General features: G+C 52.8%; 18 protein-coding genes. 7 read left to right on the forward strand and 11 right to left on the reverse strand.

Going from position 1 to position 20,386, the window contains the following annotated elements; all coding sequences use genetic code 11:
- Nucleotides 1-158 precede the first annotated feature (158 nt).
- From lspA to KP80_RS23305, 4 genes are read right to left on the reverse strand one after another with little or no spacing between them, the layout of a single operon-like run.
- Nucleotides 159-656 carry a signal peptidase II gene (gene lspA, locus KP80_RS08175; protein ID WP_052283108.1) on the reverse strand — a complete coding sequence of 166 codons (498 nt, stop codon included), beginning with the start codon at nt 654-656 and terminating at the stop codon, nt 159-161.
- Nucleotides 656-3,505, reverse strand: a complete 2,850-nt coding sequence (gene ileS / locus KP80_RS08180; RefSeq protein ID WP_052283109.1) for an isoleucine--tRNA ligase — start codon at nt 3,503-3,505, stop codon at nt 656-658. Before ileS ends, lspA begins: the two co-directional genes overlap by 1 nt.
- A gap of 33 nt (nt 3,506-3,538) precedes the next feature.
- Nucleotides 3,539-4,477: a bifunctional riboflavin kinase/FAD synthetase gene (ribF, locus tag KP80_RS08185; RefSeq protein ID WP_052283111.1), complete on the reverse strand. Its 939-nt coding sequence runs from the start codon at nt 4,475-4,477 to the stop codon at nt 3,539-3,541.
- A gap of 49 nt (nt 4,478-4,526) precedes the next feature.
- Nucleotides 4,527-4,655, reverse strand: coding sequence for a hypothetical protein (locus KP80_RS23305; protein WP_156315619.1), 129 nt, complete (start codon nt 4,653-4,655; stop codon nt 4,527-4,529).
- Between the two features lie 151 nt (nt 4,656-4,806).
- Between KP80_RS23305 and rpsT the strand changes: the two genes are divergently transcribed.
- Complete coding sequence (gene rpsT / locus KP80_RS08190) at nt 4,807-5,070, forward strand: 30S ribosomal protein S20 (protein ID WP_003018940.1); 264 nt, start codon at nt 4,807-4,809, stop codon at nt 5,068-5,070.
- A gap of 199 nt (nt 5,071-5,269) precedes the next feature.
- Here rpsT and nhaR read toward each other — a convergent pair whose 3' ends face one another.
- The 4 genes from nhaR to dnaK all read right to left on the reverse strand — a co-directional run bounded on the left by nhaR (nt 5,270) and on the right by dnaK (nt 10,780).
- A complete protein-coding gene (gene nhaR / locus KP80_RS08195; protein ID WP_052283113.1) occupies nt 5,270-6,178 on the reverse strand; it encodes a transcriptional activator NhaR in 909 nt (302 codons plus the stop codon).
- A gap of 40 nt (nt 6,179-6,218) precedes the next feature.
- Nucleotides 6,219-7,388 carry a Na+/H+ antiporter NhaA gene (gene nhaA, locus KP80_RS08200; RefSeq protein WP_052283115.1) on the reverse strand — a complete coding sequence of 390 codons (1,170 nt, stop codon included), beginning with the start codon at nt 7,386-7,388 and terminating at the stop codon, nt 6,219-6,221.
- A 248-nt stretch (nt 7,389-7,636) separates the two neighbouring features.
- On the reverse strand, nt 7,637-8,770 hold the full coding sequence (gene dnaJ / locus KP80_RS08205; RefSeq protein ID WP_052283118.1) for a molecular chaperone DnaJ: 1,134 nt from the start codon (nt 8,768-8,770) through the stop codon (nt 7,637-7,639).
- 87 nt (nt 8,771-8,857) lie between these two features.
- Complete coding sequence (dnaK, locus tag KP80_RS08210; RefSeq protein ID WP_052283121.1) at nt 8,858-10,780, reverse strand: molecular chaperone DnaK; 1,923 nt, start codon at nt 10,778-10,780, stop codon at nt 8,858-8,860.
- A gap of 369 nt (nt 10,781-11,149) precedes the next feature.
- Here dnaK and KP80_RS08215 point away from each other — a divergent pair, with 369 nt between their 5' ends.
- From KP80_RS08215 to KP80_RS08230, 4 genes are all read left to right on the forward strand, one after another.
- A complete protein-coding gene (locus KP80_RS08215) occupies nt 11,150-11,554 on the forward strand; it encodes a DUF2541 family protein (RefSeq protein ID WP_052283123.1) in 405 nt (134 codons plus the stop codon).
- Between the two features lie 29 nt (nt 11,555-11,583).
- Nucleotides 11,584-12,309, forward strand: a complete 726-nt coding sequence (msyB, locus tag KP80_RS08220; RefSeq protein WP_052283125.1) for an acidic protein MsyB — start codon at nt 11,584-11,586, stop codon at nt 12,307-12,309.
- 128 nt (nt 12,310-12,437) lie between these two features.
- The gene (gene satP, locus KP80_RS08225) at nt 12,438-13,004 is read left to right on the forward strand and encodes an acetate uptake transporter (protein WP_052283126.1); all 567 of its coding nucleotides are present in this window, start codon (nt 12,438-12,440) and stop codon (nt 13,002-13,004) included.
- Nucleotides 13,005-13,139: 135 nt separating this feature from the next.
- A complete protein-coding gene (locus KP80_RS08230) occupies nt 13,140-14,573 on the forward strand; it encodes a hypothetical protein (RefSeq protein WP_052283128.1) in 1,434 nt (477 codons plus the stop codon).
- Nucleotides 14,574-14,613: 40 nt separating this feature from the next.
- Here KP80_RS08230 and KP80_RS08235 read toward each other — a convergent pair whose 3' ends face one another.
- The 3 genes from KP80_RS08235 to tal form a co-directional block, all read right to left on the reverse strand.
- Entirely contained in the window at nt 14,614-15,912 is a 1,299-nt protein-coding gene (locus KP80_RS08235) for an MFS transporter (RefSeq protein WP_052283129.1), read from the reverse strand.
- 125 nt (nt 15,913-16,037) lie between these two features.
- A complete protein-coding gene (gene mog, locus KP80_RS08240) occupies nt 16,038-16,625 on the reverse strand; it encodes a molybdopterin adenylyltransferase (RefSeq protein ID WP_052283132.1) in 588 nt (195 codons plus the stop codon).
- Between the two features lie 256 nt (nt 16,626-16,881).
- Nucleotides 16,882-17,835: a transaldolase gene (gene tal, locus KP80_RS08245; RefSeq protein WP_052283134.1), complete on the reverse strand. Its 954-nt coding sequence runs from the start codon at nt 17,833-17,835 to the stop codon at nt 16,882-16,884.
- Nucleotides 17,836-18,087: 252 nt separating this feature from the next.
- Here tal and KP80_RS08250 point away from each other — a divergent pair, with 252 nt between their 5' ends.
- Both KP80_RS08250 and yaaA read left to right on the forward strand, forming a co-directional pair.
- Entirely contained in the window at nt 18,088-19,518 is a 1,431-nt protein-coding gene (locus tag KP80_RS08250; protein ID WP_052283136.1) for an alanine/glycine:cation symporter family protein, read from the forward strand.
- Between the two features lie 66 nt (nt 19,519-19,584).
- On the forward strand, nt 19,585-20,358 hold the full coding sequence (yaaA, locus tag KP80_RS08255) for a peroxide stress protein YaaA (protein ID WP_052283137.1): 774 nt from the start codon (nt 19,585-19,587) through the stop codon (nt 20,356-20,358).
- Nucleotides 20,359-20,386: the final 28 nt, after the last annotated feature.

Here is a 20,386-nt window from a genome sequence, read left to right on the forward strand (position 1 = left end):
TATCTTACGACATTGGAATGACGATGATTGTTATAAGTATGGCACCGTCTTGGGTGCTTTCTTTTCATCTGTGTGCCCGGTGGCACGACGCTCACCGGGCCGACAAGGATCGCCTGATAATCGAAGCCGGAGGCGCGCAAGCGACATCCGGCATTTTATTACGCGGCTTTTTTCTGTTTAGAAGGCAAGAATCCTTCCAGTACAACCAGCGCCGCACCAATGCAAATAGCGGTATCGGCCAGGTTGAACGTGGCAAAGTGCCAATCACCGACGTAGAAATCGATCATGTCGACGACGAAACCATGCCACAGGCGGTCGAACAGGTTACCCAGCGCGCCGCCTATAATCAGTGCATAGGCGATATTGTTGAGCTTCTGCGTCGCTTTGGAGCGGTACATCAGCACCGCCAGGATAACGCAGATCCCCACCGCAATTCCGGCGAAGAACCAGCGCTGCCAGCCGCCGCTGTCAGCCAGGAAGCTGAACGCAGCGCCATAGTTACGCGCATAATGCAGATTAAGCGACGGGAACAGCGACACCGTATCCCCCAGAACGAAGTTCTGGAGGATCAGGTATTTACTGCCTAAGTCGATAATCAGCACGACTACCACCAGCCACAGCCAGCGCAGCCCTGTTGAACAGACAGATTGACTCATCAGGCAAACTTACGTTTTTCGCCGTCACCGGCCACGTTACTCACACAGCGGCCGCAGATTTCTGCGTGTTCCGCCACCTTGCCGACATCGGTGGTGTAATGCCAGCAGCGCGGGCACTTCTCACCTTCGGCTTTATTCAGTGCGACCTTCAGCCCTTTGAGCAGTTCGCTCTGCTGGGCATCGGTAGTCGCCTGCGCATAATCCGCAACTTTGGCACCGGAGGTCAACAGGACAAATCGCAGTTCATCGCCCAGCGCGGTCAGTTTCGCCGCCAGCTCTGGTTCAGCGTACAGAGTCACCGCGGCTTCCAGGGAACCGCCGACTTTCTTATCCGCACGTGCCTGTTCGATAACCTTGTTCACTTCGCCACGAACCTGCAGCAGAACGTCCCAGAAGCCATCGTTCATCGCTTCAGCTTCGCCCAGACCAAACAGACCTTCATACCATTCGCCGGTAAAGACGTATTTCTCACGGTCGCCTGGCAGGTAGCCCCAGATTTCATCCGCGGTGAAGGACATGATCGGTGCCATCCAGCGAACCAGCGCTTCTGCAATGTGGTACAGCGCAGTCTGGCAGCTACGACGCGCCACGCTGTCCGCTTTCGCGGTGTACTGGCGGTCTTTGATGATATCGAGATAGAACGAGCCCATTTCTACAGAGCAGAAGCGCATCAGGCGCTGTACCACTTCGTGGAAGTCGTAGGATTCGTACGCTTTCAGGATGTCTTCCTGCGCTTCTTTCGCACAGCCAACCGCCCAGCGATCCAGTACCACCATCTCTTCCGGTTTCACCATGTCTTTTACTGGATCGAAACCGTTGAGGTTTGCCAGCAGGAAGCGCGCGGTGTTACGGATACGACGATAGCTGTCGGCAGCACGTTTGAGGATTTCATCAGAAACAGCCATTTCACCGGTGTAGTCGGTAGATGCCACCCACAGGCGCAGGATATCCGCACCCAGTTTGTTCATCACGTCCTGCGGAGAAACGGTGTTACCGATAGATTTGGACATCTTACGGCCCTGACCATCAACGGTGAAACCGTGGGTCAGTACCTGACGATAAGGCGCTTTGCCTTTCATCGCCGTAGAGATCATCAGGGAGGACATGAACCAACCGCGATGCTGGTCAGAACCTTCCAGATACATATCCGGGGTATGGCCGCCAAATTCTGGGCGCGCATCTACGACAGAATAGCTGGTAGAACCGGAGTCAAACCACACATCCAGGGTATCCGGCACTTTCACGTAGTTGTCAGCGTCGTCGCCGAGGATTTCACGCGGGTCGAGATCCCACCACGCCTGAATACCGTCTTTTTCAACGTATTTAGCCACTTCTTCAATCAGTTCGGTGGTGCGCGGATGCAGCTCTTCGGTGTCTTTGTGCACGAACAGCGACATCGGCACGCCCCAGGTACGCTGACGGGAGATACACCAGTCAGGGCGGTTGGCGACCATCGATTCGATACGCGCTTTACCCCATGCAGGGATCCAGCCGCTCAGATTTTCTTTCGCCAGACCATCCTGCTCGATACGGTCGATCTCTTTGAGCGACTGAATACGCAGGCCTTTCTGATCCATGCTGATAAACCACTGTGGGGTTGCACGGAAAATGATCGGCGTTTTGTGACGCCAGCAGCATGGGTAGCTGTGCTGCATTTTTTCAACTTGCAGCAGCGCGCCTTTTTCAGTCAGCAGTGCCACGATCTTGTCGTTGGCTTTGAAGACATTCACGCCGTCTAGTTCTGGGTAGGTACCCGCCAGGTAAGCACCGTCTGGGCCAACCGGGTTAGCGATTTCCAGACCGTATTTCTGGCTGATCACGTAGTCATCAGGACCGTGGCCACCGGCGGTATGGACCGCACCGGTACCGGCATCCAGCGTCACGTGGTCGCCCAGGATAGCTGGCACGTCGAAGCCCATGAACGGATGGGTAAAGCGCATCAGTTCAAGTTCTGCACCTTTTACGGTGCCCAGCACGGTGTAATCGGTCGCACCGATACGCGCCATTACGCTGTCGAGCAGGTCTTTGGCCACGATGACGGCCTGGCCGTCGATCTGCACCAGTACGTATTCAAATTCTGGCGCGATAGAGATCGCACGGTTCGCTGGCAGGGTCCACGGCGTGGTGGTCCAGATAACCAGAGAAATCGGGCCATTGACGCTGCTGGCGCCAAATTTCGCTTTCACCGCATCCGCATCAACGGCGTGGAAAGCCACATCGATAGACGGCGAAGTTTTGTCGTAATATTCCACTTCCGCTTCTGCCAGCGCAGAGCGACAGTCAACGCACCAGTGAACAGGCTTAGCACCTTTCAGCATGTGGCCGTTATGAATGATTTTACCCAGCGCACGGATGATGTTGGCTTCAGTTTTGAAGTCCATCGTCAGGTACGGATGCTGCCAGTCGCCCAGCACGCCCAGACGGATGAAGTCCTGACGCTGACCATCAACCTGACCTGCTGCGTATTCGCGGCATTTCGCACGGAATTCAGCCGCCGTGAACTTCTCGCCCGGCTTACCGAATTCTTGTTCAACTTTCAGCTCAATTGGCAGACCATGGCAGTCCCAGCCTGGAACGTAAGGCGAGTCGTAGCCGGTCAGCCCTTTGGACTTAATAATAATGTCTTTGAGAATCTTGTTTACAGAGTGACCAATATGAATGCTGCCATTCGCATATGGAGGGCCATCATGCAGAATGAAGGTTTTTTTGCCCTTTTTCGCGGCACGAATGATGCCGTACAGGTCATCTTCGGTCCAACGCGCCAGCATTCCCGGTTCACGCTTGGCGAGATCGCCGCGCATCGGGAACCCTGTTTCCGGCAAATTCAGGGTTGATTTAAAGTCACTCATCAGATTCTCGGTTCCGTATTTTTACGTAGGCATTTAAGCCGGGTTTGATAGCCCAAATAACTCGCGGGCCGTTAATTCATCACGCGCAATCTGCGCCTTTAGCTCATCAAGCGAAGCAAATCGCTGTTCATTGCGTATTTTCTTACGCAGCACTACATCTATGTGGCGACCATAAAGGTCCATTACAACGTCCAGCAAATGCACTTCTAGCTGCTGACGTACGCCAGCAACCGTCGGGCGCGTACCAATATTGGCTACGCCCGGCAGAGGCTTATCACCCAGCCCCATGACTTCTACCGCATACACCCCTTTTACCGGGGAGACCTGACGACGCAGCGGCAAGTTCGCCGTCGGGAAACCGATAGTACGGCCCAGTTCATCGCCGTGTACTACGCGTCCAGAGATAATAAATGGATGGCCCAGCAGGTTTTCGGCTTGCTCGAGATTATCCTCAGCCAGTGCCTGACGCACCGCAGTGCTGCTAATGCGCACACCGCCATGACAGAAGGTTTCGGTACTGGTGATATCAAAACCAAACTCTGCGCCAGCCTTCTGTAATAACAAGAAATCGCCCTGACGACCAGCGCCAAAACGGAAATCATCGCCCACGGCCAGGAACTGGACGCCGAGACGCTTGACCAGCAGGTCGCTGATAAATGCCTGCGCGGTGAGCGCGGCAAAGCGACGGTCAAAGCGCAGGCAAACAACGTAGTCCACTCCACTTTCAGCCAGATAGCGTAGCTTTTCGCGCAGCCGCGTCAGGCGCGCAGGGGCTTTATCAGCCGCAAACAGCTCCAGCGGCTGCGGTTCAAAAATCATCACTACCACGGGCAGGCCACGCGCCCTGCCTTCAGCACGTAAGCCCTGCAGGAGCGCCTGATGCCCACGATGCACACCGTCGAAATTACCAATGGTCAGTACGCACCCATGTGGTGCCTGACTGAGATTATGTATGCCGCGTATCAGCTTCATGTCTGGCTCAAAAGAGTGAAAATCGTCAGAGTATACCTTGTACAGCAGCTCACGTTAACCCGCTATTGCACCTCGCCGCAGAAAGTGGGAATGATTTCATCGGCATCCGGCGAAAAGGCAAGAAAATATAGTTGGGCCGGGTGATTTTTGTGCCAGAAAGACTGTATTCGTTGCCCACAAGCTGGTAGAATCCTGCGCCATCACTACGTAATGCAGCGTTGTCAAATTAGCGACGCTTATTTGCACAAATCCATTGACAAAAGAAGGCTAAACGGGCATTCTCCTCGGCCTTTGAATTGTCCATATAGAACACATTTGGGAGTTGGACCTTGGCTAATATCAAATCAGCTAAGAAGCGCGCCGTTCAGTCTGAAAAGGCCCGCAAGCACAACGCTAGCCGTCGCTCTATGATGCGTACTTTCATCAAGAAAGTATACGCAGCTATCGAAGCTGGCGACAAAGCTACTGCACTGAAAGCATTTAACGAAATGCAACCAATCGTGGACCGTCAGGCTGCTAAAGGTCTGATCCACAAAAACAAAGCTGCACGTCATAAAGCAAACCTGACTGCACAGATCAACAAACTGGCTTAATCGCCCGCTTGTTATCAGCTTTGAAAAAAACCCGCTTAGTGCGGGTTTTTTTACGTCTGCGATTTGAGATGTATTCCTTGATTTAACGATGAGTCTGTACCGAACGCAGGCCAGAAAAGCCGGAGCCATTATCTGGCGATAGCGCTCCGGGCTCGCCGCTCACAGAATGCTTATCAGGTGAATGTCCCGCTGACGCCGCTCAGCGAGTCAGCTTTTCAGGCTCGGCAAAAAGCGCAGAATAGTCGCGATGGCAGATACGCTGTACCGCCGGGTGCTGAATCATGCGTTCGGCAAAAATCGCGTGGTACTCTTCCATCACGCTATCCATACGCCCAATCTCCACAATGCTGTTATCCGCATAGAAATCATGAGCATACAGCGTTGGCGCAACGAAAATGGCATTGTGTGCCGCTCCGAACGCCTTCATCAGCGCGGCATCGTCAAACTCACCGAGAATCTCTACTTTTAGCCCCTGCACGTTAAACCAGTTCAGCAGCTTGCGCCCCAACATGGAACGGCGGCCTGGCACCAGCAAACGACGCTCTTCCAGGCAGGCCGGGAAAGGTTTTTCCGGCGGCGGATTCATACACCAGAAGCTGACGCTGCACTCACCGATTTTCACCGAGAACAGTCCTTCTTGCTGCGTCGAGTCGATTGGGCAATCCGAGATGATCATATCCAGCTTGTGCTGGCTTAACTGCTCCAGCAGCATCTCGTGCGTGGATTCAAAGCAACGCAGATGAATTTGCTCATCTTCCACGACGGCGGCATCCAGCACGCCGCTGACCAGCCGTTTTGATAGCGCATCAGCCACGCCGACGTCGAACAGCAGGTTGGACTCTTTGCGATAGTTGACGATATCCAGCATTTCCTGGCTTAAGGTGAACATCTTATCAGCGTAGCGGAACACCAGTTCGCCTAGCTCGCTCGGTTCAATCCCACGTCCTTTACGTTTAAACAGCTTGCCCTGCAGCCGCTCTTCCAGCGCCTTTATCTGCCCGGTAATGGTCTGCGGCGTGAGGTAGAGAGCCTCCGCCGCCCCCACTACCGAGCCTTCCTTGTAGACATGCCAGAAGTAGTACAGATGGTTGTAATTAATGTGCGACATGTCCTGTGCTCCCCAATCCTTTCATCATCATTTGCAATGCTTACGCCGACTGCGGCTTTAAATGCGCCCGCAGCAAGCTATATCCTACGACCGCCGAGAGTACGGACCCCACCAGAATGCCCAGCTTCGCCCAGTTAATCAGCGACGGGTCAACGCTGCCAAATGCCAGGCTGGCGATAAAGATAGACATGGTGAAGCCAATTCCACACAGCAGGCCAACCGCCATAATCTGTGAGAAATTCGCCCCTTCCGGCAATTTGGCCAGTTTCAGCTTCAACGCCAGCCAACAGAACAGACTGATCCCCAACGGTTTACCGATGAACAGGCCCGCGATAATCCCCAGCGGCAGCATCGAGGTCAGGCCGCTGAAAGTGACGCCCTGCAGTGAAACGCCAGCGTTAGCAAAGGCAAACAACGGCAAGATCATAAAGGCCACCCACGGATGTAGCACGTGCTCAAGCTGCTTCGCCGGTGATTTCCCCTCCTGCTCACGCAGCGGGATAAAGAAGCCAACAATCACACCGGCCAGCGTCGCATGCACGCCGGATTTCAAAACGGCCGTCCATAGGATAACGCCCACCAGGATATAGATACCCGTGCGACGCACTCCACTAAGATTTAGCGCGGCCAGCGCAACAATAGCGGCAGCGGCAACGCCCAGCGACAGCAGCGACAGATCGCTGGTATAGAACAGGGCAATAATAACAATTGCCCCCAGATCGTCGATGATAGCCAACGCCATCAGGAAGATCTTCAGCGAGGCTGGCACTCGGCTACCCAATAGCGCCAACACGCCTAATGCAAAGGCAATATCGGTGGCGGCGGGGATCGCCCAACCGCTGCTGGCAATCGGGTCTTGAGCATTGAAAGCCAGATAGACTAATGCCGGTACTACCATGCCGCCCAGTGCTGCAATGACCGGGAAAATCGCCTGTCGACGGGTGGCCAATGAACCCTGCATCAACTCACGCTTGACCTCAAGCCCGATCAGCAGGAAAAAGACCGCCATCAACGCGTCGTTAATCCACAGCAGCATATTTTTATTGATTTCCAGCGCACCGACGCGCAGCTGCACCGGCGTCTCCAGGAAAGCATGATACAGACCGCTAGTCGCCCCCATATTTGCCATCAGCATCGCTAATACAGCGGCGATAATCAGGAGGATGCCACCAGAGGCATCGTTGTTAAAAAAGCGCTGAATATGTTTCACTTTTCATACTCTCTATCAAGTAAATACTTCGTGATTACTATCTTACATCGCCATATACATCGTTAAAATTAGATTATACATGGTTAATTGGTCGATTTTTCCGAATAAAAGGTTTCCCAAAAATATTATCAGCATAGTCCATCGATGATGGCTCTTTCTCTTCCAGCTTCATCGACTAAGACCCGTAGCCCAATAAAAAAGCCCAGGGTTTTGCAACCCTGGGCTTTTATCGGAAATGACGGAAGTGATTAACGCGTCAAATCGTCAAAGAACTTTTTCACACCGTCAAAGAAGCTTTTGGAGCGAGGACTATTGTTCTCACCAGTTGGGCCGCCGAAGCTTTCCTGCAGGTCTTTGAGCAGCTGTTTTTGCTTCTCGTTCAGACTAACAGGGGTTTCAACAACCACGCGGCACAGCAGGTCACCCTGAGCACCGCCGCGGACGGACTTCACGCCCTTGCCGCGCATGCGGAACAATTTGCCCGTTTGCGTTTCACCCGGCACTTTCAGCTTCACGCGGCCATCGAGGGTTGGAACTTCAATCTCACCGCCCAGCGCTGCCATCGAGAAGTTGATCGGCACTTCACAGTACAGGTTATTACCTTCACGCTCGAAGATAGCGTGCTGTTTCACCTGAACCTGAACGTACAGATCGCCTGCCGGTGCACCGTGCTCACCTGCTTCGCCTTCACCAGACAGACGAATACGATCGCCGGTATCCACGCCTGCAGGAATCTTCACAGACAGCGTTTTGGTTTTCTCTACGCGACCATGACCATGACATTTGTTGCACGGGTCTTTAATCAGCGTACCGCGGCCCTGGCAGTGTGGACAGGTCTGCTGTACGGCGAAGAAACCCTGGCGCATCTGCACCTGGCCTGCACCGTGACAGGTTGGACAGGTTTGCGGCTGTGAACCCGCTTTCGCGCCGCTGCCGTGGCAAACATCACACTCTTCCAGCGTTGGAATGCGGATCTCTTTGGTCACACCACGAACCGCTTCTTCCAGCGTCAGATCCATGTTGTAACGCAGGTCTGCGCCACGGGATGCGCGCTGACGACCACGGCCACCGCCGAAGATGTCACCGAATACGTCACCAAAGATATCGCCGAAATCTGCGCCGCCGCCGTAACCACCGCCGCCGCCCATACCGCCCTGTTCAAAGGCTGCATGGCCGTACTGATCGTAGGCCGCACGCTTTTGCGCGTCGGTCAGGATCTCATACGCCTCTTTGATCTCTTTAAACTTGGCTTCGGCCTCTTTGTCACCCTGGTTGCGGTCCGGGTGGAATTTCATGGCCAGGCGTTTGTACGCCTTTTTGATTTCACGCTCTTCCGCTGTTTTGGAAACGCCCAAAATCTCGTAGTAATCTTGCTTTGCCATTGTTGTTTTTCAGCCCCTTAACATACGAGCACGGGCGTGGAGAGATCTCCTACGCCCGTGCCGATTAACTACCCTGCATCAGGGCGATTATTTTTTGTCTTTCACTTCTTCGAACTCAGCGTCAACAACGTCGTCGTCTTTCGCATTGTTCGCGGAAGCGTCAGCACCTTCTGCACCAGCCTGCTGCTGTGCATGCTGCTGCTGAGCGATTTCCATCAGTTTCTGGGAAACCTGAGCCAGCGCCTGCATTTTCGCTTCGATATCTGCTTTGTCTTCGCCCTTCAGGGACGCTTCCAGCGCAGTCAGCGCAGACTCGATAGCAGTTTTGTCGTCAGCTGGCAGCTGTTCGCCTGCTTCTTCAACCTGCTTACGGGTGCTGTGCAGCAGATGGTCACCCTGGTTACGGGTCTGAACCAGTTCTTCAAACTTACGGTCAGCTTCGGCGTTAGCTTCGGCTTCACGAACCATTTTCTGAATTTCGTCTTCGTTCAGACCAGAAGAAGCCTTGATGGTGATCTTCTGCTCTTTACCGCTGTTTTTGTCTTTAGCAGACACGTGCAGGATACCATCAGCATCGATATCGAAGGTCACTTCGATCTGCGGCATGCCGCGTGGTGCTGGGCTGATACCGTCCAGGTTGAACTGGCCGAGATCTTTGTTATCGGAAGCACGTTTACGCTCACCCTGCAGCACATGGATGGTTACCGCAGACTGGTTGTCTTCAGCGGTAGAGAACACCTGGCTGTGCTTAGTTGGGATGGTGGTGTTTTTGTTGATGAGCGCAGTCATCACGCCGCCCATGGTTTCGATACCCAGAGACAGAGGGGTAACGTCCAGCAGCAGTACGTCTTTCACTTCACCCGTCAATACACCACCCTGAACTGCCGCACCGATAGCAACGGCTTCGTCCGGGTTAACGTCTTTACGTGGCTCTTTACCAAAGAATTCAGCCACTTTCTTCTGAACCATAGGCATACGAGTCTGACCACCGACCAGGATAACGTCCTGGATATCGGATACAGACAGACCAGCGTCCTGCAGTGCAACTTTCAGCGGCTCGATGGAACGGTTAACCAGGTCTTCTACCAGGCTTTCCAGTTTCGCACGGGTCACTTTGATGTTCATGTGTTTAGGACCAGACGCATCTGCGGTGATGTACGGCAGGTTCACGTCGGTCTGCTGAGCAGAAGACAGCTCGATTTTCGCTTTTTCAGCTGCTTCTTTCAGACGCTGCATCGCCAGCGGATCGTTACGCAGGTCGATGCCCTGATCTTTCTTAAACTCGTCAACGAGGTAGTTGATCATACGGCTATCGAAGTCTTCACCACCCAGGTGGGTATCACCGTTGGTTGCCAGAACTTCGAAGGTTTTTTCGCCGTCAACTTCGTCAATTTCGATAACGGAGATATCGAAAGTACCACCACCGAGGTCATATACCGCGATAGTACGGTTGCCGACTTCTTTATCCAGACCGTATGCCAGTGCAGCAGCAGTTGGTTCGTTGATGATACGTTTGACTTCCAGACCTGCGATACGGCCGGCGTCTTTGGTTGCCTGACGCTGAGCATCGTTGAAGTAAGCAGGTACGGTGATAACCGCTTCAGTTACTGGTTCACCCAGGTAATCTTCCGCCGTTTTCTTCATTTTTTTCAGCACTTCAGCAGAGATCTGCGGTGGTGCCATTTTCTGACCTTTCACATCAATCCATGCATCACCGTTGTCAGCACCGATGATTTTGTAAGGCATGATGGCTTCATCACGCTGCACTTCTTCGTCCTGGAAGCGGCGACCAATCAGGCGTTTAATCGCAAACAGGGTGTTTTGCGGGTTTGTCACTGCCTGACGTTTAGCCGGCTGACCAACCAGAGTTTCACCATCCTGGGTATATGCAATAATAGAAGGCGTGGTGCGATCGCCTTCGGCGTTCTCCAGCACACGTGCAGTAGTGCCATCCATAATCGCTACACAAGAGTTGGTAGTACCCAGGTCGATACCAATAATTTTACCCATCTAAACGTCTCCACTAAAAATTCATTCAACATGTGGTTGTGAGTCTGTAATAAGGGCGAAACCTACGGTTTCAACTGCCTCGAATCGTTTTTTTTCAGACTCATTCACTGCGGTTGACTACAAGATGGGGGCTCAACGTCATCCATCAAGGGGCAGGCTAAAAATTTTTTCAATCAGTGCGCTTTAAATTTGAATTCCCAGGCGCTCCCTTCGCGCAATTCATTCACACGTAAAATATAAAAACATAAATATATTCAAAGAATTATTGTCACACAAAAACATAATTAAGCACTGAAAGCCTGACCTGAGATCGATAAAATTCAGCTTCCTGTTTCAGGTATGAAAACCGTCAATTCGGTAAGGAACACAATGAAAACCATTATGAATCTCTCCGCATGCCTGCTGCTCGGCCTGCTAGTGGCGGGATCGGCCTCTGCCAACGATAATAAAATTTTGGGCGTCATCGCATTACCGCGCAATGAAACTAACGACCTTGTTCTTAAACTCCCGGTGTGTCGCGTAGTGAAACGGATCAAACTCACCGCTGATCGCGGTGATGCGTCGCTAAGCGGTGCCTCCGTTTATTTCACTGCGGCCCGCAGCAGCAGCCAAAGCCTGAATGTACCGTCGACACTAAAAGAAGGTGCCACCACGGACTGGATTAACATCAATAGCGATAACGACAACAGGCGCTGTGTTTCAAAAATATCCTTCTCCGGACATACCGTAGATTCCTCCGATATGGCCTCGCTAAAAATCATCGGCGACGATTAACTCCGCCCTCAGACAAAAGCAGCTTACTCATGAAAGTCTCTTACCTGAATGATGATGACCTCATTTTTCTCCAGCACTGTAGCGAAGAACAGTTGGCAAACTTAGCGCATCTTCTCACGCACAATGAAAAGGGAAAACGCCGGTTATCAAGCGCCCTGCTAAACAATGAATTGTTTATGTCGATGGAGGGACACCCTGAGCAACACCGTCGTAATTGGCAGGTGATTGCTAGTGAGCTTCAGCATTTTGGCGGCGACAGTATCGCCAATAAATTACGTGGCCACGGCAAACTGTACCGCGAAATCCTCAGCGATGTCGCCAAACGTCTGAGCCTCAAAATTGATAAAGACATGGCAACGGCCGCGATTGAAAAAATCCTGCTTGAGCACTTTATCCGTTACGCCTGGCAACGCATGGATGATGAGCAGAAAGCCCGCTTTCATGCCGCAGTCGAACTGAAAGTGATGGAACTGGAGAAGTTACTGCCTCAACTTATCGAAAGCCATCGCCTCGAACACGGTGTCTCACACCTATTGGCCGAACAGCTAAATCACATTTTGCATAAACACGCCGCAGTCAGCGTTATTGGCCATGGACTGATTCGAGGCATAGGACTTGGCGGGCCTGTAGGTGCAGCAGTCAACAGCGTTAAGGCCGTTAGCGGTAGCGCCTACCGGGTCACCATTCCGGCCGTTCTTCGCATTGCCTGTCTACGTCGGATGACTGCACTTGCGTCGCTAAAACATCCGGATTAAGCGTAAAAGGGGAGAAATAGTTTATTTTCCCCTCATCAGATCATAGACAGCCCATTAACTCCTGATTATTATGCCGCGCCCCAGCATTGGGGAGACTATTTCACCATTCAATGATGATTTGAGGAATTATGGGCAACACTAAGTTGGCTAACCCGGCACCGCTGGGCCTGATGGGCTTCGGCATGACCACCATTCTGCTTAACCTGCACAACGCGGGTTTCTTTGCTCTTGACGGTATTATTCTGGCAATGGGTATTTTCTACGGCGGTATCGCACAGATTTTTGCGGGCCTGCTGGAATATAAAAAGGGGAATACTTTTGGTCTGACCGCATTCACATCTTACGGATCTTTCTGGCTGACTCTGGTCGCCATCCTGCTGATGCCGAAAATGGGCCTGACCGAAGCACCTAACGCACAGTTCCTCGGCGCTTACCTGGGTCTGTGGGGTGTATTCACGCTGTTCATGTTCTTCGGTACGCTGAAAGCGGCACGCATGCTGCAGTTCGTGTTCCTGAGCCTGACCGTGCTGTTCGCACTGCTGGCGATTGGCAACATCAACGGTAATGAAGTCATTATCCACGTTGCAGGCTGGATTGGCCTGATCTGTGGCGCAAGCGCTATCTACCTGGCGATGGGCGAAGTACTGAACGAGCAATTCGGCCGCACCGTGCTGCCGATTGGTGAAAAACACTAATCCTCATCTCTTTTAAAAAGCGCCGGCAAGTCCGGCGCTTTTTTTTGCCCGCCAACTACCGATCCTGGGGTTACCCACCACCCGCCATTTACGTTATTTTCAATGGCTTCTTATCATGAAAAAGGAATGTTGAGGATGCGGCGTACCACTGTCTGCGGCCTGATTCTGGCCACCTGTGCCCTTCTATCCACTCGTGGATATGCAGTAGAGGTCAACGATGTAACAAGCGTTGATTTGGATAAAGACAATACCGTGCGCACAGGCGGAAGTATCAACACGGCTTACCGCATTCTGATGGCTGGGGGAGCGAGTAACGAACTCTGGCTAAACATGGACTGTTACACCCAGGCGAAAACGTTGCTGTATATGAACCTTAAGACGCCTGCTGGAAAGGATCTCCGCGTCTACGGTAGTCACTCTATTGGCCGCTATATCCCCGGCGTCCCTTTTGAACCCGATGCTGACAGCATGATGAGCACCGATCCCGCGCTGAATATCTGTCAGCAAAAAATACCGCAGGACCACTGGGCGGGACTGAGTGCACCGGATAAAAACGGCGACCAGCTTTTTATCGACCTCAGCAACAGCCAACGTCGGGGCAATATGCTAAGCCTGCGGCTAGGAACGGATTACGCACAAATTCATCGCGACGAAAAATATCTGGCCCCCTACGACTTTAAGATCCATCAAATTCAGGTCAACTGCAGCAATCATCAGGCGCGTATTGAGCGCACATTCTCGCTTAACGGTACCGCTGTCACCGATAACAGCACAACGCCAGATGCAACTCCCTCCCCGCTTCCGGCACCGTTTGTTTCGCCAATAACGCGGCTTTGCGGGCTGAAAGATATTAGCCAGTTTGTCGGGCTTGGGCCGCGGGTTGAACGGTATAAAACGGCCGCCGATGCGCCGCTAATACTCCCGGATTTTGCGCAAAACGATCCGAGCGCGTTTGCTCGCTATCCGCTGCCAGACTCCGTTAACAAAACGATTCACCAGGTGCTGAACAGCGCAGACAGCACGCCGACATTTAGCCGTCTGACCTTTACCCAGCTATGGCCTGGCCCCGATGATAGCAGCGCACAGACGCGTATCGATCGCCTGCCAGACGGCAGCACGCTCACGCTCGATACCCTCATTCTTAAAGGAGTGACGTTCTACACTCAGTATCATCGGCTGTTCAATATCGTGAACCTGAAGGAGTGGGATTCGATGCAAAACAGCCCATTTATCGGTCAGTCTTTAGAGACGGACTTTCACGCGGCACCTGAAATAGGTAAGCAATACCACTGGCATACGGTATTGAAAAATGAACAAGGCGCAGAGAAACGTAAGTCCAAAAGTCAGATTTGCCTCGTGGAGAACGGGTGGCATGATGCCTCAATGTTGAACGAGAAGTTCCCCGGCCGCTATCTTGAGCTGAGCTGTACTGACGACCGTGGTGATGGCCGAGCCATGAGCAGCGATTATGCCTGGTTTGAAGACCTGCGCATCTTTATTCGCATTGGCTATCAGGAAGAAGGGAAGAAGAAGCGCTTTATGTTTAAAGACGTCAATATTACTCGCTAATGAATCGCCCGGCATTGCAGCGCCGGGCGATTCGATATCATTAGGATTGTGGTAATTCAGCACCCACTGTCGCCGGTGCCTCTTTACGCAACCAAATTCCCAGTGCCAACCCCAGCAACGACAGCGCCAGCACATACCAGGCTGGTGCCATGGGTGACACACCCATCAGCATCGTCACGGCAATCGGCGTTAGGCCACCAAAAATGGCGTAAGAGACGTTATAAGAAAATGAAATGCCGGTGAAGCGAACCTCTGCCGGGAAAGCTCGAACCATAACGTACGGCACCGCGCCCACCACGCCAACGCATAGCCCCACCAGCCCGTACAGCAGGAACAGCTGTTCTGGATGGGCTCCCGCCAAATGGTAAAAAAGCCAGCTGGAGCAAGCGAGCAGAATGCTGCCAACAATAAACGTTTTGCTGGCCCCCACTTTATCGACAATTAGCCCCGCCAGCAGGCAGCCGACGCAGAGCATCACCGTGGCTACACTGTTAGCCTGTAGCGTCAGCGCCGGAGCAAAGCCATACTGCTTTTGCAGCCAGACAGGTGACATCAAAATCACCACCACAATGCCTGCAGACAGCAGCCAGGTCAGCAGCATGGAAACCACAACTGCCTGCTTGTGTTTAAGGACCACAGATTTAATCGGCAGCTCTTGTGCCAGCGCTTTGCGCTGCTGCATCTCAAGGAAGATAGGCGTTTCCTGCAGCCAGCGGCGCAGATACATCGCCACCAGGCCAAAGATACCACCCAGTAGAAAAGGGACTCGCCAGCCGCCATCGTGGATGGCTTGCGGTGTGAGTTGTGTATTAATCAAGGTGGCGACTACCGAGCCGAGAAGGATCCCGACCGTCAGACCAGCCGTCAGCGTACCGCAGGCAATGCCAATACGACGTGCTGGCACGTGCTCGGCGACGAATACCCACGCGCCAGGCACTTCGCCACCAATTGCCGCTCCCTGCAGAATACGCATCAGTAGAAGTAGCAACGGGGCGGCCAGCCCGGCGGTGGCATAAGTTGGCAACAGGCCAATCGCTAGCGTTGGTACCGCCATCAAGAGAATACTGAGGGTAAACATCTTCTTGCGCCCAACCAGATCACCGAAGTGCGCCATGATAATGCCGCCCAAAGGACGAGCCAGATAACCAGCAGCAAAGATGCCGAACGTTTGCACCTGGCGTAGCCACTCAGGGATATCTGCCGGGAAAAAGAGTTCCCCAACGACAGCAGCAAAGAAAACGAAAATGATGAAGTCGTAAAACTCTAGGGCGCCGCCTAATGCCGCTAATGTCAGCGTTTTATAATCTTGTCGATTTAGAGGTCGGGTGTAATTTGACATAACAAACCATTCGCAAAGTTGAGCTGTTGATTTAAGTTTACGATTAATGTAAAGCAAAAATTACTATACCGTAAACCCAATATCGCTCCAGAGGAATGATAGGTTATGTCAGGAATGAATTACATTCAGGATAATGTCTCGCGGCGAGCGCTCTTAGGTCGAAAAGCTGCTACAACTTCTGCATTCGTTTCAATGTATGGCCCCTCCAGCAACTGTACACAATATGGTACACTTGCAAAGATACCGTTGACCAGTACTTTACCTTCCGCGTCTTTAACACCTTCCAGCGTCTCCTGAATCGCTTTCGGCTGACCCGGTAGATTCAGAATCAGCGCCTGTTTACGGATAACCCCAACCTGGCGGGAGAGAATCGCCGTCGGCACGAAATGCAGGCTCACCTGACGCATCTGCTCACCAAAACCCGGCATGACGCGGTCGGCAATGGCCAGCGTCGCATCCGGTGTGACATCACGGCGCGCAGGGCCGGTGCCGCCGGTGGTCAGAACCAAATGACAGCTCATCTCATCCACCAGCTCACACAGCGTTTGCTCAATGATGGTTTGCTCATCGGGGATCAGGCGCGTTTCAACTTTAAAAGGAGTGGTCAGGGCTGATGCCAGCCACTCTTCGAGAGCCGGGATGCCTTTGTCCTGATACACGCCGCTGGAGGCGCGGTCAGAGATAGAAACTAAACCAATGCGTAAAGTGTTCATGATTATTCCATTAAAACGGTGCTATTAAGCGGAATGATACACGCGATTGGCCGGCAATACTAAGTCCCCAAACGGGTTATCCTCACCGTATGACTGCGCTGCGCTATGGAAGCTGAATGCGGATTTAGGCTTTGCGAGCAGGTGAATTTCTTCGTGGTAGCGCGCGAAGGAATGGCGGCTATGTCGCTTCAAGCAGGATTAAAAAAGCCCGCTCTCAGCAAAGAGAAGCGGGCTTTTATCATGCAACAATGCTGTCTTACAGCAGGTCGCCGATCATTTTTTCCAGTTTTTCCTGGTCGATAGCAAACTTACGGATACCTTCCGCCAGTTTATCAACGGCCATTGGATCCTGGTTATGCTGCCACAGGAACTCAGATTCAGTGATGCGGCCTGGGCGCGCTTTCACTTCACCAGTAAAGGTCAGTTTACGTTCCAGTGCGCCTTCGCTTTCAGCCAGCTCTTTCAGCAGTGCTGGTGCGATGGTCAGACGGTCACAACCGGCCAGTTCCAGGATTTCACCGATGTTACGGAAGCTTGCGCCCATCACCACGGTCTCGTAACCGTGCTGTTTGTAGTACTGGTAGATTTCGCTAACGGAAACCACACCTGGATCTTCTGCTGGTGCATACTCTTTCTTGTCGGTATTGGCTTTGTACCAATCCAGAATACGGCCAACGAATGGAGAAATCAGGTATACGCCAGCTTCAGCACAAGCACGAGCCTGAGCGAAGGAGAACAGCAGCGTCAGGTTACAGTTGATGCCTTCTTTTTCCAGCTGTTCTGCCGCGCAGATACCCTGCCAGGTAGAAGCCAGTTTGATCAGAATACGATCGTTGCTGATACCAGCATCGTTGTACATTTTGATCAGGCGTTTTGCTTTCGCGATAGAGGCTTTGGTGTCATAAGACAGACGCGCATCAACTTCAGTTGAAATGCGGCCAGGGACCAGTTTCAGAATTTCCAGACCGATATTTACGGCCAGTTTGTCGGTGGCATCAACCACCTGCTGAGCACGATCGCTGCTCTGGCTACGCGCCCACTCTACCGCATCATCAATCAGTTTACGGTACTCAGGGATCTGCGCTGCACCCAGAATCAGAGAAGGGTTGGTTGTCGCATCCTGAGGCTGATACAGCTTCATTGCTGCGATGTCTCCGGTGTCAGCCACTACGGTTGTGTACTGACGCAGAGATGTCAATTTATCCGTCATGATAGTGTTTCTCTTTAAACAGCTGTTAGGGGGATGTAACCGGTCTGCCCCGATAATATCACGCCGCACCCTCAGCGCAACCGCCGACGTCGCGAGAGCGCAGAGTATGATAAACTGAAGCATCAAACTTTGAGGGTTGAGTTTCTGCGCCCTGATTGTGGTAGCGCTTACATTGGCTGAATCGAATCGTGCGAGGCAACTTTACCTTCCCGCGGCCAGCCCTCTATTTTGGCATAGACAAGAGGACGTTTAATGCCTGATTTTCTCTCCTTTATCAGCGAGATACTTTGGGGATCGGTAATGATTTACCTGCTCCTCGGCTGTGGCTTATGGTTCACATGGAGAACCGGCTACATCCAGTTTCGCTACATCCGTCAGTTTAGCAAAAGTCTGAAAAGAAGCCTGACGCCACGTGAAGGCGGTCTGACCTCATTCCAGGTTTTGTGCATTAGCCTTGCCGCTCGCGTGGGCAGTGGCAACCTGGCTGGCGTCGCACTCGCGATTACCGTCGGCGGCCCCGGCGCGGTGTTCTGGATGTGGATTGCCGCCATTATCGGAATGGCCAGCAGCTTTGCTGAATGTTCCCTGGCGCAGCTCTACAAAGAGCGTGATGCCAGCGGACAGTTTCGCGGCGGCCCGGCCTGGTACATGTCCCGTGGGCTAGGAATGCGCTGGATGGGCGTCGTTTTCTCCCTGCTGCTGCTGCTTGCCTACGGGCTGATTTTCAATACCGTGCAGGCCAACTCAACCGCACACGCGTTGGAATATGCTTTCGACATCCCTAAAGCCGTGACCGGCGTGGTGATGGCGCTGCTCGCTCTGATGGTGATTCTACGCGGCATGAAAGGTGTGGCGAAGTTCAGCCAGTGGGTTGTGCCATTTATGGCGCTGCTGTGGGTTGCGGCGTGTCTGCTCATTACCCTATGGCACATTGTCGAGTTGCCCGCCATTCTCGAGATGATTATTCGTAGCGCCTTTGGCTGGCAGGAAGCCGCGGCTGGCGCGGTGGGCTACAGCGTGAGCCAGGCCATCACCAGCGGTTTCCAGCGCAGCATGTTCTCCAACGAAGCCGGAATGGGGTCAACGCCTAATGCTTCGGCGGCAGCGTCCTCCTTCCCTCCACACCCGGCGGCGCAGGGGATCGTCCAGATGATAGGTGTATTGATTGATACGGTGGTCATCTGTAGCGCCAGCGCGATGGTGGTATTACTGGCGGGCCACGGAACCAAAACCACCAGCTATGACGGTATCCAGCTGATTCAACATGCAATGAACGTGCTGGTTGGCGATTGGGGAGCCAGCTTTGTAGCGATCATCATGATTTTGTTCGCTTTCACCTCGGTGGTCGCCAACTATGTCTACGCCGAAAACAACCTCATTTTTTTACGTTGGGATATGCCATGGGCCATTTGGCTGCTGCGTATTGCCACACTGCTGATGGTGGTTGCTGGCAGCTTACTAAATCTACCGCTGGTCTGGCAGATGGCGGACGTGATTATGGCACTGATGGCCATCACTAACCTGACGGCCATTCTGCTGCTCTCACCGGTAGTGCGTATTATTGCCACCGACTATCTCCGCCAGCGCAAGCTGGGCGTAACGCCGGTGTTCGACCCGGATTATTACCCCGAGATTGCCCAACAGCTAGCGCCGGAAAGTTGGGATCAACCACCGCGCCAATAGCAGCAATCGATCACCTGATGCCGTTTTTTTGTTAAAGTTGAGTGAAATTTTCTGCAAGGACTGGATATGCTGATTCTGATTTCTCCTGCTAAAACGCTCGATTACCAAAGCCCGCTGGCAACGACGCGCTATACCCAGCCCGCGCTTCTGGAATATTCTCAACAGCTGATTGGCGTTGCGCGCAAACTTTCCGCGCCGCAGATTAAAGCGCTGATGGGGATTAGCGATAAACTCGCGGATCTTAACGCCACCCGTTTCCATGACTGGCATCCGGACTTTACCCCCGAGAATGCGCGCCAGGCAATTCTGGCCTTTAAAGGGGATGTCTACACCGGATTACAGGCGGAGACGTTCAGCGAAGCTGACTTCGATTTCGCCCAAAAACACCTGCGCATGCTCTCCGGCCTGTATGGCGTACTCCGCCCGCTGGATCTGATGCAGCCTTATCGTCTGGAGATGGGTATCCGCCTGGAAAACCCGCGCGGAAAAGATCTGTACCAGTTTTGGGGAGAAGAGATCACCCAGACGCTCAACGCGGCCTTAGCGGCTCAGGGGGATGATATCGTGGTGAACCTGGCGTCAGACGAATACTTCCGCTCGGTGAAACCAAAAGTGCTGAAGGGGCAACTCATCAAGCCGGTCTTCCTTGACGAGAAGAACGGTAAATTTAAGGTTATTAGCTTCTACGCTAAAAAAGCGCGCGGGCTAATGAGCCGATTTATCATTGAAAATCGTCTGACCAAACCCGAGCAGCTTACTGGTTTTAACAGCGAAGGGTACTTTTTCGACCCCGAAAGCTCCAGCAACGACGAACTGGTCTTTAAACGCCACGAGCAGTGATCGAAAAAGCCCGGTAATACCGGGCTTT

It is taken from the genome of Kluyvera genomosp. 1 (genome assembly GCF_001266615.1).
Lineage (GTDB): Bacteria > Pseudomonadota > Gammaproteobacteria > Enterobacterales > Enterobacteriaceae > Kluyvera > Kluyvera cryocrescens_A.

Excerpts from the sequence above, each read along its gene's own strand:
- lspA (WP_052283108.1), bottom strand. The coding sequence starts at position 656 with ATGAGTCAATCTGTCTGTTCAACAGGGCTGCGCTGGCTGTGGCTGGTG.
- ileS (WP_052283109.1), bottom strand. The coding sequence starts at position 3,505 with ATGAGTGACTTTAAATCAACCCTGAATTTGCCGGAAACAGGGTTCCCG.
- ribF (WP_052283111.1), bottom strand. The coding sequence starts at position 4,477 with ATGAAGCTGATACGCGGCATACATAATCTCAGTCAGGCACCACATGGG.
- nhaR (WP_052283113.1), bottom strand. The coding sequence starts at position 6,178 with ATGTCGCACATTAATTACAACCATCTGTACTACTTCTGGCATGTCTAC.
- dnaJ (WP_052283118.1), bottom strand. The coding sequence starts at position 8,770 with ATGGCAAAGCAAGATTACTACGAGATTTTGGGCGTTTCCAAAACAGCG.
- dnaK (WP_052283121.1), bottom strand. The coding sequence starts at position 10,780 with ATGGGTAAAATTATTGGTATCGACCTGGGTACTACCAACTCTTGTGTA.
- KP80_RS08215 (WP_052283123.1), top strand. The coding sequence starts at position 11,150 with ATGAAAACCATTATGAATCTCTCCGCATGCCTGCTGCTCGGCCTGCTA.
- msyB (WP_052283125.1), top strand. The coding sequence starts at position 11,584 with ATGAAAGTCTCTTACCTGAATGATGATGACCTCATTTTTCTCCAGCAC.
- satP (WP_052283126.1), top strand. The coding sequence starts at position 12,438 with ATGGGCAACACTAAGTTGGCTAACCCGGCACCGCTGGGCCTGATGGGC.
- KP80_RS08230 (WP_052283128.1), top strand. The coding sequence starts at position 13,140 with ATGCGGCGTACCACTGTCTGCGGCCTGATTCTGGCCACCTGTGCCCTT.
- KP80_RS08235 (WP_052283129.1), bottom strand. The coding sequence starts at position 15,912 with ATGTCAAATTACACCCGACCTCTAAATCGACAAGATTATAAAACGCTG.
- mog (WP_052283132.1), bottom strand. The coding sequence starts at position 16,625 with ATGAACACTTTACGCATTGGTTTAGTTTCTATCTCTGACCGCGCCTCC.
- tal (WP_052283134.1), bottom strand. The coding sequence starts at position 17,835 with ATGACGGATAAATTGACATCTCTGCGTCAGTACACAACCGTAGTGGCT.
- KP80_RS08250 (WP_052283136.1), top strand. The coding sequence starts at position 18,088 with ATGCCTGATTTTCTCTCCTTTATCAGCGAGATACTTTGGGGATCGGTA.
- yaaA (WP_052283137.1), top strand. The coding sequence starts at position 19,585 with ATGCTGATTCTGATTTCTCCTGCTAAAACGCTCGATTACCAAAGCCCG.